Genomic DNA, 16,654 nt, shown 5'->3' with positions numbered 1-16,654 from the left:
TTGGCCGTTTCTTGCGGGCCGTCTGGTCATACCGAACGAAATATTATAGAAAGTAGATGACGTTTATGGCTGATAATTATTTTGGCGCAATGCTCATTAATGTTTCCAGCATGGAACTGTCAATCGTGAACCTAAAGACTGGCGCTCAGACCGAGCGGGTCAAATCGACCGTTGCCATTGGGGAAAATATTTACAACCATGAAGAAATCGATTTTAAAACGGTCGCCGAGGCGGCTGAGGTTCTCCGTGGATTTCTACAAATTATTAAGGATTATGGCGTGACCAACTACCGCGTCTGGGGGTCGCAGGCCCTGTCAACGGCGCCCAACGCGGAGTTTATTCGCGACCAGATCTTCGTGCGAACCGGTCTGAGTATTCAATGGCTCTCCTTGGGGGAAGAGTCGTTCGTGCGTAACGAGGCGATTGCCTTAAAATTCGCCGACTACCACCACCTGGTGAAGAAGCACGCGGCCATCATTGGCCTGAATTCGGGGAGCGCCACCCTCTCCTTCTTCGCCCACGACAATCTGGTGGCCTCCCACAACATGAAACTGGGACCCGTGCGGATTAAGGAAGTCCTTCAAAGTCTGCGGGCCACGGCCCCGAACCCGGTCGATGTGCTGGACGATTACATCAACAGTAAGGTCGATGACTTCTACCGTTTCTTACCCGAACAGCTACAGACCACCAACAATCAGGTCATCCTGATTGGCGCGGCGCCACTAAATAACTATTTCATTCCTAAAAAAGATATCAGCTACGCCCTGCCACTCAAGCAATTCAACGAATTCACCCGCGAGGTCACCGGCGCTTCCGATCAATACCTGATGGAACGCCTGCATCTGACCGAAGAAAACGTCGAGCTGGTCCTACCAGAAGTCTTATTGATTCAAAAACTCCTGACCGTGGTCCACGCCGACAAGCTCTACCTGGTGAACCTCAACGTCTTAGATGGCCTGACCACCAACGAAGAGATTGCGGCCGGAAACCACAAGTACCACTTTGAAAATCAGATTCTGGCCTCCGCCAATGATTTGGCGCAACGTTACCGGGTGGAACCCCACCACATGGAGTTGGTTCGGCACTTCGCCCTGCACCTGTTCGATCAACTGAAGACGCTCCACCGGCTGACGCCCCGCGACCGCCTGCTCCTGCAGATTGCCGCAATCGTTCACGACATCGGGGGCTTCATTGATACGCATGAACACTATCTCCATTCGGACTACGTGTTAAAACAATCCGAGATGCTAGGATTGTCCGCCGAAGAGACCCAGATCATCGCGGCCGTCTCGCGCTATCACAGTACGCGGACGCCCGCCGAGGACATCACGCATTTCCAGCAGTTAACCGCCGAAAAACGCCTGACCGTGGCCAAGCTCGCCGCCATCTTGCGCTTAGCCGATGCCCTCGATGACGCCCACCAACAGACGATTCAACGGATTTCCGTTTCCGTCCGCACCAATAAGGTGATTATTACTGCCTTTAGTGACGATGACCTCTCGTTGATTCGTTGGGCCTTCAACTTCAAGGCTCAGTTTTTCACCGACGTCTTCGGTCTACAACCCGTGTTTAAACAGAGGAGGTTACACAAATGACAGTGGATTATAAGAACGCTAAATACTACACCAACCGGGAACTCAGCTGGTTAGATTTCAACGATCGGGTCCTCGAAGAAGCCCGTGACAAGGCCAATCCTTTGTTAGAGCGCGTGCGGTTCCTGGGGATTACCCAGAGTAACGTGGACGAATTCTTTATGGTCCGGGTCGCCTCGCTATCCAAGCTGGCCGCGGTCAACTATCCCAAGCCGGACGCGTCCGGTATGACGGCCGAGGATCAACTCCTGGCGGTCAACGCCAAGGCCCACGACCAGGTGGTTAAGCAATATTCCACCCTCAACCGGATGCTGTTGCCGTTGCTGGCCAACCTCAACGTGCATTTAAAGCTGGTCAAGGAGCTCTCTTCCCAGCAGTTCCGGTTCATTCAGAAATACTTCAACGATGAGATTTCACCGGCGCTGACGCCCATGGCGGTCGACAGCTCCCGGCCCTTCCCATTTATCGGTAATAACACCTTGAACATTGCCCTGCGGCTCTTCAAGGACGGCAACAAGAAGGACAAGCGCTTTGCGACCGTTCAAGTCCCCGATATCTTCCCGCGGACGGTACGGCTCCCGGGCGCTGAGAATGATTTCATCATGCTCGAAGATATTATTAAGGCCTTCATCGGTAACCTGTTCATCGGCTACGAGGTCAAGGAAGCGGCCAACTACCGGGTCATCCGAGACATGGACCTGGACGTCGCTGAAGAGGATACCTCTGATCTGCTTAAGGAAGTCGAACAGCAACTGAAGCGCCGGGAACACGGGGGCGCCGTACGAATGGAGGTTGAGGCGGGCATTTCCGATTCGCTGGAGAAACGCTTGGCCAGTTCCATCAAGATTGCAGACTACGCCGTCTACAGTATCGGCGGGCCCATCGACCTGACCTTCCTGAGCAAGTGGACCAAGCAGATCAGTAACCACGACGATCAGCTCTATCCACCGTTCACCGCGGCCCAGACGCCGGGAGCGACGGCCGATGACGACATCTTCAAGACCATTCGGCACAACGATGTCCTGGTTCATCACCCGTTCGACTCCTTCTCGGCGGTGACCGAGTTGATTCGCCAGGCGGCCTACGACGATGAGGTTCTCGCGATTAAGATGACGCTGTACCGGGTTTCGGCCAACTCGCCAATCATCAAATACCTGGGGTCCGCCGCGCAGAATGGCAAGCAGGTCACGGTGCTGGTCGAGGTGAAGGCGCGTTTCGATGAAGAAAACAACGTCCACTGGGCCCAACAGCTGGAAAAGATGGGCTGTCATGTCATCTACGGTCTGATTGGCCTGAAGACACACTGTAAGCTGACCTTGATTGTGCGTCGGGAACCCGATGGTATTCGGCGGTACATGCACATGGGAACCGGGAACTATAACGATGTGACCGCCCACTTCTATACCGACTTGGGGTTGATGACGACCAACACGGATATGGGGATTGACGCCTCCAACATTTTCAATATGCTGTCGGGCTACTCCGAACCGCCATACTTCCATCAGCTCCACATGTCGCCCGATGGTATTCGCGAATTCATCGTCAGCAAGATCGACCAGGAAATCACCAACGCCAAGGCCGGGCAACCCGCTTGGATTGAAATGAAAATGAATTCCCTGTCCGATTCCGACATGATTGCTAAACTCTACGAGGCCTCCCACGCCGGGGTGCACATCAAGCTACTGGTTCGTGGAATTTGCTGCTTAAACGTTGGTATCCCCGAAATCAGTGAGAATATCGAGGTTCACTCCATCGTGGGCCGGTTCCTTGAGCATAGTCGGATCTACGGTTTCGCCAACAACGGCGACCCGTTAATCTATCTGTCCAGTGCCGACCTCATGACGCGGAACCTGAATCGCCGGGTCGAATTACTCTTTCCCATCTTGCAGCCCAATTTGCGGCAGAGAGTCTTTGACATCTTCGCCACACTCTGGCATGATAACGTCAAGACGCGGGTCCTGCTCGCAGACCGAACCTTCACGCGGGTCGATCGGCGTGGCTTAGATCCGCTCAATGCCCAAGAAGCCTTCATGCAGGAGGCCTCGAACAAGCGGCAGCACGGCGAAGACAGCCCGCTCAAGGCCGGCAACGCGCCGCGGCAATTTAAACCCATGCTTAGTCCTAAGAATCAACCAAAATCCCCCATCGATCGGAGTCCTCAGTAATGGAAAACTTAGTCGTTATCGACTTAGGTTCAAACTCAGTTCGGATGACCATCAGCGAAATTGACGGTGCCGGCAATCACAAGACCATTGAACAGGTCAAACGTTACGTGCGTTTGTCGGAAAATATGGGTGAAGAACAGATTCTTCAGCCCGAATCAATTGCCCGGACGCTCACCGCGCTGAGTGAATTCAAAAAGATTTATAGTCAATTGGATAACCCTGACATTCAGGCCGTGGCAACCGCGGCCGTCCGTCAGGCCAGCAACCAAAAGCAATTTTTAAAGCAAGTCAAGGACAAACTTGGCCTGTCGTTTAACGTCATCTCCGGTGCCACGGAGGCCCGCTACGATTACCTAGGGGTCATTAACACCCTGCCGATCGTCAACGGTCTGCTGGTCGACACTGGTGGCGCCTCATCCGAATTGATTCTGGTTCAGAATCAGCAGATGAAACAGGTTGTCTCCATCCCGCTGGGGTCCGTCACCCTGTCGCAGAGCTACCTGGAAAGTGATGTGGTCAAGGCCGATTCATTATTTGAGGCCATGACCTTCGTCAACAACGTCTTCAACGACGTGTGGTGGCTAAGAGAAGCCACCAACCTGCCAATCATCGGTCTGGGCGGCGCCAACCGGACGCTGGCCAAGATTAACCGGCGCAAGAAGAATTTCTTGAACTTCGAAGACGTCCACGGCTACAAGCTATCGGCCGAAGATGTCTACGCCACCCTCATCCAGCTGTTAGGACTAGATCTGGCCGGCCGGAAGAAGGTTCCTGGCCTGTCCAAGGACCGCGCCGACATCATCATTGGCGGTCTCATCCCCGTCACGTTACTGATGCGGCTGTTGGATTCGCAACAGATCACCTTCTCCAACGCAGGGTTACGGGATGGGATTCTGTTTAACCGGATTAATGAGATTAAGAATGGGGTAGAATAAAGGAAAAGAGTGCGCCCAAGGGCGGTTAGGTCCTGAGCACTAACGTCAATAAGGTTAAAAGCCCGGGTTTGGCTTTTGACCTTATTGGGGTTAGGCGCAGGGACCTGCCCTTGGGCGCACGTTTCGGCTATGGAACATGGGAGCGAACACTTCTAACCCAAAGTAATGGCCGCCACACAATCTCAGGTTAGACCTTTACCTCCAAAATCCGTCACCCCATCACCGCAAAATCCATCACGTATCCAAAAGACACGCAAGACCAAATCGGCCTTGCGTGTCTTTTTCATTGCCGACCATCAGTTTTGCCGCCCAAATCTCTAACATTTCCTTAAGGCCGGCAAAATTGCGCAACAAAATCCCTTAATTTTACATTGGTACTAGTATCAGGACAAATTGTCCGGCGTAGCCTCTTCTCCCGGCACCTGCACAATATACGGTCCCAACCGCGGTACGTCGACGATTTCGATTGGCGTCTGAAACGTCCGCGCGAGCAGATCCGCCTGGCGCAATTGGTCCGGCGTGCCCGTGGCGACCAGCTGGCCGTCCCGTAGTAGCCACAGCCAATCACTCACCGCAAAGGCCTGATTGATGTCGTGGAGCACCTGAACCACGGTCAGCCCCGCGGCGGCCAACCGACGGAGCTGTTGCATCAACGCTTGCTGATAGTGCACGTCCAGATAGGTCGTGGGTTCGTCCAGCAAGAGGACTTGCGGCTCTTGGGCCAAGGCCATCGCTAACCACACCCGCTGTTGTTGCCCCCCGGAGAGATTTTGCAGGTGTTCTGCGGCCAAATCCGTCAGTTGCGTCTGCGCGAGGTAGGTCGCCACCTCGTCGTCCGGCACCGTAGCCAACAAGCCGTGGTAGGGTAATCGACCCAGCTTGACCACGGCGGCCACCGTCATATCGTCGTACAGCTCATGTCGCTGACTGACCACCGCCAGACGCTGGGCCAATTGCTTAGCCGCAAACTGCCCCAGCGACCGGTGATCCAGGAGAATAGTGCCTTGCTGTGGCGTCAGTTGGCGGGACAGGAGCTTGAGCACCGTGGACTTTCCGGCGCCGTTGGGACCAATGATGGTGGTCACCTTGCCCGCCGGAAAAAGACCCGTCAGTGCCGCAACCCCCGTCGTTTGCCCGGGGTACCGGTAGCTAACCCGTTGTAATTCCATGAAAGCCTCGCCCCCGTTGCAAAAGAATAATGACAAATGGTCCACCAATGACGGCCATCAGGGTCGCCGCCGAGATTTCGCTGGGAACCATGACGGTGCGGCCCAGCGTGTCGGCGGCTAGCATCAACCAGGCGCCGGCCAGCATGGCAAATGGCAACAGCGTTTGATAGTCGTGCCCCACGACTCGCCGCGCCAGATTCGGAATCACAATCCCCATAAACGGAATGGTGCCTACGATGGCCGTCACGCTCACCGCGAGATAGGTGGCCAACAACAGGAGGCTCCAGCGAATCACGCTGACGGGAATGCCAATCGTCTGCAGGGCCACATCTGCCAGCTTGAGGTAATTGGCCCAGGGTGCCAGCAAAAGCGCCACCAGCAGCCCCAGGGCACCGAGAATCAGTAAGATCAGCGCATCCGGCCAGGTCACCCCATTAAACGTGCTGGCCATGACCTGGGCGGCCTGCCCGCTGCTCACCAACCGTGACAGCCCAACAAAGGTCGCGTCCAGGGCGACCCCGACAATGATCAGGCGGTAGGGATTGCCCAGCGCCTTACCGCTGGTTAAGATGGCCAGCGCGACTAGACCGCCGAGCAAGGCCAGCACCCAATTTCGACCGGGCAACCAGGGCAGGAGGAGCGCCCCACCCAGCTTGAAGAAGTCGGCCGCCGAACTGACCCCCAGGATACTGGGATCAGCGATGGGATTGCGGAAGACGGCCTGAAACAGCGCCCCGGCAACCGCCAAACTTCCCCCACAGATGAGGCTAGCAATGATGCGCGGCAACCGCAGATTCACGACCGTCACGAAGTCGCGACTCGCCGGATGCCCCAGGGTTGCTAGGAGTCGGCTAGGCCCAATCCACGTGGTCCCAGCCATCACCGCCACGGCCAGGGTGCCCACGAGTAAGACCAACACGCCCGCGTACCACCAACCTGCATGCTTACTCATGCGCCAGCCCCCTTTGCAGGATACAGCCAGTGACTGACCTGATCCAGGGCCGTGGTGACCCGCATGTTCGCCGTGGCATCGAAGACCGGCTCCTGCAAATCATAGACCCGGTGATGTTTTACGGCGTCCGTGGTGGCCCACATGTGATTGGTCTTAAATTCCTGATTGAACTGACTGGTGACCATCTTGGGCATGGCGTGCTCAAGACGCAAGATGACTTGCGGATTGGCCTTCTGAATGGCCTCATCGTTCGGTTGTAAGTATTCCTGCGTCTGACTGGTAAAGACGTTCTGCCCACCCGCTAAGCGCACCAAATCGCCCACGTAAGCACGATTCGTGGCCACCATGTAACTGGCCCCGGGCAGTCCCATGATTACCAGAACACGCGGCGCCGCGTGCTTTTTGGCCCGGCGCTTCGCCGTTCGTTTGGCCGCGTCTATCTTTTGGATCTGCTTGGTCGCCGCTGATTGGCGATGATACTGCTTTCCCAGTTGGGTGACCGTCCGTTCCAGATGGGCCACACTGGTCAGGTTCAGGAAGTGTGGTGTCACGTGTTGGGCCTTGAAGGCCTTACCAAACTGATCACTCAGCGTCGTTACCGAATAGACCGCCGTGGGCTTGAGTGCCGTAATCTTCTCCACGCTCGGATTCATGGGACTGCCCACCTTGGTCACGTGACGATACCGCTGGGGAATCTCATTGGCCGTGGTGGGAATCCCAACCAATGGCAGATTGAGCTTATCGGCAATCTGAACCACCGCAAAGGTCGTCGCCACAATTCGCGGCTGGCGTTGCTTCTGCTGGTGATGTTGCCAGGCCAGGCCGCCCCCCACTATACCGATGACGACGAGCACGGTCAACGCCCACAGTCCGATTTTTCTTGGATTCCGCATCTGCCAGACCTCCTAATGTCTTCCGAAATACCACCAGCTGCCGCCCCCGACTAACACGAGAATGGCAACGATGCCGCCGACCAACCGGCCCCAGTGCGTCCGTTGTTGCGGCACCTGGTCGGCGTCCTTGGCTGACGTGGTTGCTGGTTTGGCCTGGGCGGCTTCACGATGACTGCTGACGGTCGAACTTGACGACCGCGACTGAGCGCTCACGCTGGACGATGGTGTGCTCGACTTGGCCGCTGCGGAATCAGCTGCAGACGCCGCCTGTGAATTAGCCTTGGCTGACGAGGCCGATCGCGATGTGGCCGGTTTCTGCGCCTGCTGGGTAGTGGTCTTAGCCGTGGTCGTTCGCGTAGTCGCGGCGCTCAGTGCCGGAAGTTGGTCGGTCTTAAATCGAAACGTAATCTTGTGTTTGGCCTTATACACGTCCGGCACGTCAATCGCTAATTTCGCGTTGATATTGCGTTTTAGATTCGTGGTGGTGAAGCTGTAGTACACGTGCGAATTGCCCGCGCTATCCTTGACCTTGCGGACGTTCTCCGGCGCGTGGCCGTCGACGGAAAGGACGGTCACCGGCCAACTGGTCAGCTTCTTGGCCGTTTTCAGATCCATGGTCACCACGTACGCGTGATTGACCACGCGAATCGTCGCAGGGTGGACGAAATACCCACTGGCCATAGACGTCTGCTTGGTGCCATACTTCAGGGCCGCATAGTCAATGGTCTGAGCCTGAGCCGTCACCGTAGCCAGTCCGACCAAACCCAGGAGGACCCCCAGGGCCAGCACCCACTGTCTAATCCTGTGCATGCCGCTTCACCCCCCAAGCTAGGAGTCCGCCGCAGCCGACGAGCCCCAGTAAGGCCCAATCGAGACCGGCCCCCACCGCTTCACCGGTGGCGGGCAACGTCTTCTTCGCGGCCCGGTGCGCACTGGTTACGGGCTGACTGCCCCGATCCGCCGTGCGTTTAGCCGTGGTCTTGGGCAAGGCCGCAACTCCCGCCGCCGTGGCCGCCGAGGTAGATCCACTGGCCGCAAACCGGAACCGAATCGGGAAGGTCTCACTGATTGACATCATCGGTACCGTGACGTGAATCCGACCCGGAATTAATTTTGCCGTCAACTCACGCGTGTCTTGAATCGTGAACCAATACGTCATAGTGTAGGCCTTACTGGTCTGACCGTACGTCACGTGACTGGCCGGCACGACCACATCATCAATGGTCTTGGGCACCACGGCCTTGGCCCCCAGCTTCAGGGACTTGGCATAGCTGACGGTTAGCGTCACCCGATAGCCCGTCCCATCCGGCGTGACCTTGGCCACGTGTGTGTAGTACTGATTGGCATCGGAGGTGGTCATGGTATCACCTTTCAAGACCTGATACTTCCAATACTGGGTGGTCGGTGCGGTCTTGGCCGTATCGGCCGATTTAGTCGTCGAAGTGGCCGTGGTCGATTTCGTCGTGGTCGTTGTCTTCGGCACGCTCACCGCGCTACTGGACGAGCTGGCCGATTTGGCCGTCAGCGCCGTGGCCTGGTCGAGCAGATCGGCCGTGGCCGTACTGGTGCTGTCCTTCTCCGCCTTGGCCCAGGTCAACGCCAAGCGCGCGGACTCCTGCATCTTGCCCAGCGGCGTCGTCAGGCTAAAGCTGGCGGCTAGCGGGCTGGTCAGCTTCGTCAGGTTAATCTGATAAATGGCCTGATCGTTCACCGTCTTCACCAGCGTGGCCTTTTGCCCGGCGACCGTCATCGACCGAATATACTGAGCGCCATTACTGGTCAACAACACCGTGGCCTGTTGGTCCTTGACCCGCACGGCTGCTTCATTACCGAAGAATTGATTGGCCGTAGACGTCGCGGTGCTGTCGGCCTTAATAATCTTTACCGGCACCACGTAAAGGCCATCCTCTAACGTCGTGGCCGCAGCCGCCCGTTGCGTGCCACTCACCTGTAACCCGAGAATCGCCAGCAAAGTCACTGCCACGATTCCCCAAATATGTAAACACCATCGCCATTTTCGCATGGCTCACTCACCCCAATTCATTTAATCCCCGTGTGGCCTGCCACACCGGATGTACCCGCTTTTATTTTAAAACGTTGCTCCCCAGAGGCCGCCCTAACGACGACAAGAGGTCGGAACACTCGCGTCCCGGCCTCCTCATTTCTCACTCGTTATCGCACTACTTGGCCACCGTAATGGTCTTCGTCACGGTCTTATAACCGGCTTTGGTGGCCGTTACCTTGAGCTTCCAGCTCTTCTTGACCGCCTTCTTCAACTTAACCGTGTAAGCCTTCTTCTTGGTCGTGGTCTTGCCTAACGTGGTTGACCCGTGCTTAACCGTGACCTTGGCGCCCTTGGTCGTGGTCCCCGTGACCTTCTTAGCCTTGGCCTTAACCTTCTTGGTGCTCAGCTTAACCTTGGTGGTCGCCGCCAGCGTGCTGGTCTTGAACTTCAGTGTGGCCGCCTGTTGCATGGTGACTTCCTTACCGTTCATCGGTACCGTCAGCGTAAAGCCTAGCGTGTGGTTGGTCTTCAGGTTAACGTTACTGAATTTATAGGTATTCCCCGTAGTCTTCTTGGTGACCGTGGCCGTCTTACCGTCCAGCGTCATCGCCTTGATAAATTGGTTGCCCGCCTTAGTCACCGTCAACGTGACGGTGGCCTTCTTGTTCTTCACGGAAACGGCCGCCTTGGTGTTAAAGTAACCGGCCGCCTCGGAAGCCGTCGTGGTTCCAGTCTTGTAGATGCCCACCTTGACGCTGTACTTGCCGTTAGCCAACTTAGCCGCATTCAACTTGGCCGCTTGCGCCGTGGGAGTGGTCCCCAACTGAACCGCCGGAATCCCCGCACCAACGCTCGTCAACATTAATAACGCACTCAACACTGTCAAAGACTTTTTCACAAGATGTCCCTCCCAATATATGTAAAACTAGTCTATTAATGAATCCGATTACATAGTAGCATGTTTCACGATTCAGCTCCAACATTAAGACTCCAAAAAGCGCGGTCCGATAGGCTTATCGAGTGATTAATGAGTGTGAAACGGTCGCTAAACCGCCCAAAGGTGACGTCGCCGCCCCACTCACGACCGATTCGGGCGCCTCTTGGTTTTCAATTATCGTTTGATAAATGAAAAGGCAAATCAAAAGCGTTTGCCCGGATACCTAACTTTCCGGTCAAACGCTGGCTGAACTGGGCCTTACCCAATGTGATTTTCATGCAGAATGGCGGCCACTTCTTTTTGCATGTCTGCCGGCTTTTTCCATTCCTGAAAAGTCTTAAAGTCCTCGGCGGGCATCTCATAATTTTCATTCACGTAGTCTTCGTAGGCTTGAACGTGCGGGGTGTGGGCAATATTCAATTGCAGAATCCGCACCTGCTTGATCAAGCCACGTTCAACGGCCAACTCGGCACGCCCGTTTTGGACCATATTGCTGATTTCCATGTATTTGCTCCCGTCCAACCGCGTAATCTCTTCGATTAAGGTAAACGTTTCATGACTTTTCATCAATTCTCACCTTTCGCTCTCAAGTTATCTAATGATTGCTTAAATGAAACACCGAGGTTAATTATACAAGGTTTTTGCCCAAAACAAAACCACTACCAGGGAATGGTAGTGGTCGGCATAAGAGAGAAAGAGAATTGATTAGAAGGTAATTATTAATACCTTACGAGTTATAATATACCGTTCTTTGTAAGCGCTGTCAATGCTTTTCGCAAAATAATTGTGGCTTTTGATGATTATCCGCGCTGATTGCGCCGCCCCACAAGTAACGTAAGGCCGGTGTGACGGCATTTACACGTTGTTTACAAAAGCTGAAAATTATTTAACAATTATTTTTAACTTTTGGAAAGCGGTTACGAAATTACGCGATTAAGGGCCGCCGCCGTGACGAATTTTCTCAAACTTTGCTGATTTTAGGACACTCCAGCACTAATTTTTTCCTTTCAACTGGAAGGAATCGGGCGTGTATTGCATGAACTCAATCTGGTTGCCATCGGGATCGGCCGACCAGAGTTGGTAGGACTTGTCGGGACCAAACTTCACCGCGCTATTCACGGGTAACCCCTTCGCCTGCAATTCTCGCTTGGTGGCCTCGATGTCCGGTACCTCTAGGCTCAGGTGCAGGTAGCCATTCAGATCGTAGCCGTGCGTGGCCTTGGGCGACTCGTCCTGATCGTAGAACAATTCCAGAAACTGGCCCGGCCGAATCTCCAGGTATTTTATCCACGGCCGTCCCTGTTCATCTGGCAACTCAAACTTATCCTTAAAACCCAGGCCGTTGCAGTAGAAATCGACCGCGGCGGCCATGTTTGACACCTTGAATGACGCATGCGCTAACTGTTTAATCTCCATCGTTTACTCATCCTTTCTCAACGGCCAGGGCACTCTCCTCGGTTGGCCCCCAGAAACCGTTAGCCAAATAGCCGGTCGGCAGCGGTTGCGGTCGGGTAAACGTGGACTGCAACTGATAGATTTCTGCCGAATCGGCGCTACGATACATGCCGTGAATTAGCTCAAAGACGTGGTAGGCCATCTCCATACTGGCGCGGTGCGGGCGGTTCTGCCGAATCGCCCACGCCATATCGGCGGCCCCGACACCCCGAGAATTCTCCAGGAACCCATGCGTGAAGGGGAAGGCCACCGGTTCGTTGCGCTGTTTGACCAGATAATTGGTCGACCCAAAGTTGTTGGGATCACCCATCTTGAGAATGCCAGCGGAGCCGTACAGGGTCATCTGCGGTTCCTCATTCAGGATATTCTCCGAATTAAAGTGCACGGTCGCCAACACACCATCCTGATAAGCCACGGTCGCCGTCAAAATATTATCGGCCGCCACCGTGGTCTTCTCGCCAAACCACGGCTTGTCGGTCCGCTGCCCCACTCGCGCCGGTTGATAACACCGACCGAACGCGCTGACCTGTTTCGCCGGCCCCAGAATGCTGGCCAACGCGGTCAAGTAGTAACAGCCCGTGTCAAACGGTAACGTTCCACCACGCTGATTCATATGCGGGAAAATATCGGCGTACACCCGAAAGTTACGGTTCAACGAGACCACCGCCGATAGCGGTTCCCCAATCAACCCGTGATCGACGATGTACCGGGCCGTCTGAATGCCGCCACCCAGGAAGGTATCGGGCGCCACGCCCAGACGGACCCCATTGGCCTCGGCCAGTTCGCAGAGTTCACGTCCCTCGTCCAGCTCGACGGCCATCATTTTCTCGGAAAATACGTGCTTCCCGTGCGTCAACGCCTGCTTGATAATCTCGTAGTGGGCCTGCGGCGTGGTCAGGTTCACGATTAGTTGAATCGACGGATCCGCCAAAATATTGGCGTAGCTCATCGCTTTAATGTGGTATTTCGCCGCCTTGGCCCGCATCTTCTCGGGATTACGGTCGTAACAGGCGACCACCCGCGTAATTTTAAATTTATCTTGGAGAGATTGCAGGTAGATGTCACTAATGACGCCACAGCCCACAACGGCAACGTTAATCGGTTCAATGTCCATTGAATCCCACCTCTCATAACTTCGAAAGTTTAGTTGTAACCGGTTACAACTAAAATGATAACCCGTTTTTTTTAATTGGCCAGTGGATTGGTTGAGAAAATACTGCCCAAATTGGGGGAATTGGGGGATTACATGTTTGGAGTGGCCTGTAGCCTTTTTCGCTTAATCTCGATTCGGCAGCCGTTATTAAGGCTCAGATCGGCTTGGAGCGTTGGACTTGCTCTCGCCATTCTTCTTCGGAGACTGGCGGCCTCTGAAACGCGTTCCCTCGGGTAGCCCCCTCCGCTTAACCCCGATAAGCACCGGCTCGGTAGCCGTTGCTGATAAAATCGATTTGGGACGTTACACTTGCTCTCGCCATTCTATTCCAGAAACTAGCGGCCTCTGAAACGTGCTCGCCCCGGCAGGTCCCTGCGCTTAGAAAGTTAAGAGACTCCTGCCCGGCATAGCCGAACAGAAGCCTCTTAACTCCCTAATGCTCAGGACCTAAGCGCCGGGGGTCGCACTCTTATACAAAAAAGCGTCACCGTCTCCGGTGGCGCTCGCCATTTAGTCTTCACCAAATGAGAGATAAACCTCTATTCAATTCATTGGGAAATTAAATAAAGGGGTAAATAAATGGTAAGTTAAAGATACCATGAAAAATGATAAAAATCTATCTGTTTTATCATAGTTTTTTAATTTTATTTAACGCTTTGGGTTTCGTTCGAATCGTGGAGAACCGTTTCGGGATGGATCAGGTTGCTAGGGTGCTGGATGACATCTCCTAGTGAATGCCCCGAAATATTAGTCAGACACGTCAGGACGAAGATAAGTGCCACGGCCAACGTCAAGAGACGCGTGCCCCAGCCCATCTTTTCGCTGATGACCGACCCGTAAAAGTCCTTCTTAACCTGTGCGGCCATGTTGGTGGCGTTTGGCTCCGCGGCCTGCCGCTCCTCCGTGACCTGCTTCTGGTAGGCGTCAATGTCAAAGGCCTTCTGATTTTCCTTCATTTGACGTTGGAAATGCTTCTTTTCCTTCTTGGTCTGCCCCTTAAACCACTTGGTGAATTCGCGGTAGTGCTTAACGACTTCCTTCGTGGCGCCCAGTTCCTTCAGTGTGCCGTAGTGAATCCAAGCCACCCGGTCACACAGAATCTCAATCTGCTTCAGGGAGTGACTGACGAAGACGATGGTCTTACCCTCGTCCTTGAATTCGGCGATCTTGTCCACACACTTCTGGTAGAAGGTGTCGTCACCCACGGACAGGGCTTCATCAATGATTAAAATATCGGGATTGACGTGAACGGCAATCGAAAAGCCCAGTCGTGACTTCATCCCTGAGGAATAGCTCTTAACGGGTTGATACAGGAAATCACCGATATCGGCAAAGCCCACGATATCATCCATCAACGCGTCAATTTCGGGGTTGGTCAGCCCTTGCATCAACGCCTTCAACCGAATGTTTTCCAACCCGGTTAGGTTGCCCCGCAAACCGGCACCAATGGCGATAATCGAGGTATCCCCCCGAACGTCCACGATCCCCGTCGTCTGCGGAATGATTCCGGAAATAATGTTCGACAGCGTGGACTTACCGGAACCGTTGACCCCGATCAAACCGAGCGTTTCACCGGATTTAACTTCCAATGAAATGCCCATCAGTGACCAGAAATGCGACACTTTGGTATTACTCAAGGAAAAGAATGACCGCAATTTTTCCGATTGACTCTTATACAGGTCATATTCCTTAGTGACGTTTTGGACCTTAATTTTGTAAGAATTATCCATGAATTAAACTTCCTAACTCAGTTATTAACGTTTTCTAGTAAGGCTCACCATAATCCATGAGCTCAGTCTTGTGTATTATACCAAAAAACGAGGGATTGTGGGTAATTTCTCGTTGGCCTTAGAGATTTCTTTAGCCAAAGTAAAAGAGTCGCAATCGCTCACGACTCTCTAACCCTACTGTAACGCCCGGGCGTCAACCCAGTACTTGGTTTTATTACCGCTGAATTGAATACGATACCAGGTCGTCTTATACGCCGGTTTCGTCCCTTTCAAATCAACCGTCACCTTGGTCCCCTTCTTGCTGCCGCTGGGCCACTTCAGGGTCTGCTGATCAAAGTGGGTCTTTTTCACGTGGTTGTACACGTGATATTTGCTAAATTTACTACTTAACTTCTTCGTCCCACTCGCCGCGGTGTACACCACGTAGTCATATTGCGGGCTCGCAGCCGCCTCGGTGGACGCAATCCAATACTTCTTGGACCCCACCTTAATGCGGTACCAGGTGGTCTTGTACCCATCCTGGGTCTTCACCGCTTGATTGTCCGCGATGTACGACTTGGCCGTTAACTTCTTCAATGAGCCCATGGATTTCGCTAAGTACGGTGAATTGAAGACGTGATTGTAATAATTCCCCTTCAGTCCACTATTGACCTTGACCGTGGCCGTACCACTGGTGTATTTGACCGTGGGCAAGGTTAACCCGGCCGTGTACAGCCAGTACTTCTTGGCCGTAGTCTTGCTAGAGAAGCGGATGCGATACCACGTGGTCTTCTTCCCAGACTTGGGGTCGGTCTTCACCGCTCGCATGTCTAAATAAACGGGTTGACCCGTGTAGTCGCTGAGCTTCTTCCAAGAGGTCTTGGTAATGTTAGCCCGGGTATTCTTCACGTGATTGTACAGCACGTAGCTGGTATGCTTCGCACTCAATCGGCCGGTTTGGGTCCCCGTGGCACCGTAATACTTAGCCGTGGCGTAAGTCACCGTGGGCTTAGTCGTGGTGGTCGAAGACGCTCCCGAATCCGCGGCGCTCCCGGAGCTACTGCCGCTGTCATCCAACGTGTCCAAATTATATTGTTTAATCAACGAAATCAATGTAGAACCATAGCTCGGTGACGTCGCGTAAACGCCGGTCAATGAATTAGCGGCATCGCTGTAAGTCGCCGCATTCTCCCGCCAGGCACCGCTATAAATCTTCGGATTGTATGCCGTTCCATTGCGCAACAACTGGGCATTATCCGTCATGGACGCCTTGGCGCTCGGATACTTCCGAAAGTTAGCGGTGGTGTAGTACAACTGCCCATTGGCATCGTACTCCGCCGTCTTCATCGACACGGATTGCCCATTATAACTGCCCTTGATGCCAAAGTAGTTGTTGGCCTGGGTCGTTAGCGTACTGGTCCCCCAACCACTCTCTAATGCCGCCTGAGCCATCATGACGGACGGGTAGAGCTTATACTGGTTGGCCACCGAGGTCACCGGACTCGTCAACTGGGTGATAAACCCCTGGGGATCGGTGGTCGCCGCATGACCAACGCTCCCAATGCTCCCGAGACCGACACCCATCACGAGCGCGGTCAGGAGCCATCTTTTTGTTCGCTTCATCTTACCATTTCCCCCTTAAAATCGCTTCCAAGTTAAGAATACCATAATTTGGCGAAGTGCTTAAAG

The 16,654-nt window shown here is 54.2% G+C and carries 14 protein-coding genes; 3 read left to right on the top strand and 11 right to left on the bottom strand.

Going from position 1 to position 16,654, the window contains the following annotated elements; genetic code table 11:
• Window positions 1-89 precede the first annotated feature (89 nt).
• Genes V8I28_RS07825 through ppx form a run of 3 tightly spaced genes read left to right on the top strand, consistent with a single transcriptional unit; the run spans window position 90 to window position 4,692 of the window.
• Window positions 90-1,595 carry a Ppx/GppA phosphatase family protein gene (locus tag V8I28_RS07825; RefSeq protein ID WP_341779561.1) on the top strand — a complete coding sequence of 502 codons (1,506 nt, stop codon included), beginning with the start codon at window positions 90-92 and terminating at the stop codon, window positions 1,593-1,595.
• Between the two features lie 2 nt (window positions 1,596-1,597).
• On the top strand, window positions 1,598-3,757 hold the full coding sequence (locus tag V8I28_RS07820; protein ID WP_445928200.1) for an RNA degradosome polyphosphate kinase: 2,160 nt from the start codon (window positions 1,598-1,600) through the stop codon (window positions 3,755-3,757).
• Window positions 3,757-4,692, top strand: a complete 936-nt coding sequence (ppx, locus tag V8I28_RS07815) for an exopolyphosphatase (protein ID WP_341779559.1) — start codon at window positions 3,757-3,759, stop codon at window positions 4,690-4,692. The genes V8I28_RS07820 and ppx overlap by 1 nt, the downstream gene beginning before the upstream one ends.
• A gap of 383 nt (window positions 4,693-5,075) precedes the next feature.
• Here the strand turns inward: ppx and V8I28_RS07810 are convergent, their stop codons facing one another.
• The 11 genes from V8I28_RS07810 to V8I28_RS07760 form a co-directional block, all read right to left on the bottom strand.
• On the bottom strand, window positions 5,076-5,861 hold the full coding sequence (locus V8I28_RS07810; RefSeq protein ID WP_341779558.1) for an ABC transporter ATP-binding protein: 786 nt from the start codon (window positions 5,859-5,861) through the stop codon (window positions 5,076-5,078).
• Entirely contained in the window at window positions 5,842-6,813 is a 972-nt protein-coding gene (locus V8I28_RS07805) for an iron ABC transporter permease (protein WP_341779557.1), read from the bottom strand. Before V8I28_RS07805 ends, V8I28_RS07810 begins: the two co-directional genes overlap by 20 nt.
• Complete coding sequence (isdE, locus tag V8I28_RS07800; RefSeq protein WP_341779556.1) at window positions 6,810-7,706, bottom strand: heme ABC transporter substrate-binding protein IsdE; 897 nt, start codon at window positions 7,704-7,706, stop codon at window positions 6,810-6,812. The genes V8I28_RS07805 and isdE overlap by 4 nt, the downstream gene beginning before the upstream one ends.
• A 12-nt stretch (window positions 7,707-7,718) precedes the next feature.
• Complete coding sequence (locus V8I28_RS07795) at window positions 7,719-8,516, bottom strand: NEAT domain-containing protein (RefSeq protein ID WP_341779555.1); 798 nt, start codon at window positions 8,514-8,516, stop codon at window positions 7,719-7,721.
• Window positions 8,503-9,690: an NEAT domain-containing protein gene (locus V8I28_RS07790; protein ID WP_341779554.1), complete on the bottom strand. Its 1,188-nt coding sequence runs from the start codon at window positions 9,688-9,690 to the stop codon at window positions 8,503-8,505. The genes V8I28_RS07795 and V8I28_RS07790 overlap by 14 nt, the downstream gene beginning before the upstream one ends.
• Window positions 9,691-9,886: 196 nt before the next feature.
• A complete protein-coding gene (locus V8I28_RS07785) occupies window positions 9,887-10,609 on the bottom strand; it encodes an NEAT domain-containing protein (RefSeq protein ID WP_341779553.1) in 723 nt (240 codons plus the stop codon).
• A 297-nt stretch (window positions 10,610-10,906) separates the two neighbouring features.
• Entirely contained in the window at window positions 10,907-11,215 is a 309-nt protein-coding gene (locus V8I28_RS07780) for a hypothetical protein (RefSeq protein ID WP_341779552.1), read from the bottom strand.
• Between the two features lie 426 nt (window positions 11,216-11,641).
• On the bottom strand, window positions 11,642-12,064 hold the full coding sequence (locus tag V8I28_RS07775) for a VOC family protein (RefSeq protein WP_341779551.1): 423 nt from the start codon (window positions 12,062-12,064) through the stop codon (window positions 11,642-11,644).
• A 7-nt stretch (window positions 12,065-12,071) separates the two neighbouring features.
• Window positions 12,072-13,217 carry a Gfo/Idh/MocA family protein gene (locus V8I28_RS07770; protein WP_341779550.1) on the bottom strand — a complete coding sequence of 382 codons (1,146 nt, stop codon included), beginning with the start codon at window positions 13,215-13,217 and terminating at the stop codon, window positions 12,072-12,074.
• A gap of 683 nt (window positions 13,218-13,900) precedes the next feature.
• Window positions 13,901-14,986: an ABC transporter ATP-binding protein gene (locus V8I28_RS07765; RefSeq protein WP_341779549.1), complete on the bottom strand. Its 1,086-nt coding sequence runs from the start codon at window positions 14,984-14,986 to the stop codon at window positions 13,901-13,903.
• A 174-nt stretch (window positions 14,987-15,160) separates the two neighbouring features.
• The gene (locus V8I28_RS07760; RefSeq protein ID WP_341779548.1) at window positions 15,161-16,588 is read right to left on the bottom strand and encodes a glycoside hydrolase family 73 protein; all 1,428 of its coding nucleotides are present in this window, start codon (window positions 16,586-16,588) and stop codon (window positions 15,161-15,163) included.
• Between the last annotated feature and the right edge of the window lie 66 nt (window positions 16,589-16,654).

It is taken from the genome of Levilactobacillus sp. HBUAS70063 (genome assembly GCF_038374745.1).
Classification (GTDB): Bacteria; Bacillota; Bacilli; order Lactobacillales; family Lactobacillaceae; genus Levilactobacillus.
This window is presented reverse-complemented; position numbering and strand designations above follow the sequence as displayed.

Bases quoted from the DNA above. Each gene is read 5' to 3' on its own strand.
- V8I28_RS07805 (WP_341779557.1), bottom strand. From the start codon at position 6,813: ATGAGTAAGCATGCAGGTTGGTGGTACGCGGGCGTGTTGGTCTTACTC.
- V8I28_RS07825 (WP_341779561.1), top strand. From the start codon at position 90: ATGCTCATTAATGTTTCCAGCATGGAACTGTCAATCGTGAACCTAAAG.
- V8I28_RS07765 (WP_341779549.1), bottom strand. From the start codon at position 14,986: ATGGATAATTCTTACAAAATTAAGGTCCAAAACGTCACTAAGGAATAT.
- V8I28_RS07780 (WP_341779552.1), bottom strand. From the start codon at position 11,215: ATGAAAAGTCATGAAACGTTTACCTTAATCGAAGAGATTACGCGGTTG.
- V8I28_RS07770 (WP_341779550.1), bottom strand. From the start codon at position 13,217: ATGGACATTGAACCGATTAACGTTGCCGTTGTGGGCTGTGGCGTCATT.
- V8I28_RS07760 (WP_341779548.1), bottom strand. From the start codon at position 16,588: ATGAAGCGAACAAAAAGATGGCTCCTGACCGCGCTCGTGATGGGTGTC.
- V8I28_RS07810 (WP_341779558.1), bottom strand. From the start codon at position 5,861: ATGGAATTACAACGGGTTAGCTACCGGTACCCCGGGCAAACGACGGGG.
- ppx (WP_341779559.1), top strand. From the start codon at position 3,757: ATGGAAAACTTAGTCGTTATCGACTTAGGTTCAAACTCAGTTCGGATG.
- V8I28_RS07795 (WP_341779555.1), bottom strand. From the start codon at position 8,516: ATGCACAGGATTAGACAGTGGGTGCTGGCCCTGGGGGTCCTCCTGGGT.
- isdE (WP_341779556.1), bottom strand. From the start codon at position 7,706: ATGCGGAATCCAAGAAAAATCGGACTGTGGGCGTTGACCGTGCTCGTC.
- V8I28_RS07775 (WP_341779551.1), bottom strand. From the start codon at position 12,064: ATGGAGATTAAACAGTTAGCGCATGCGTCATTCAAGGTGTCAAACATG.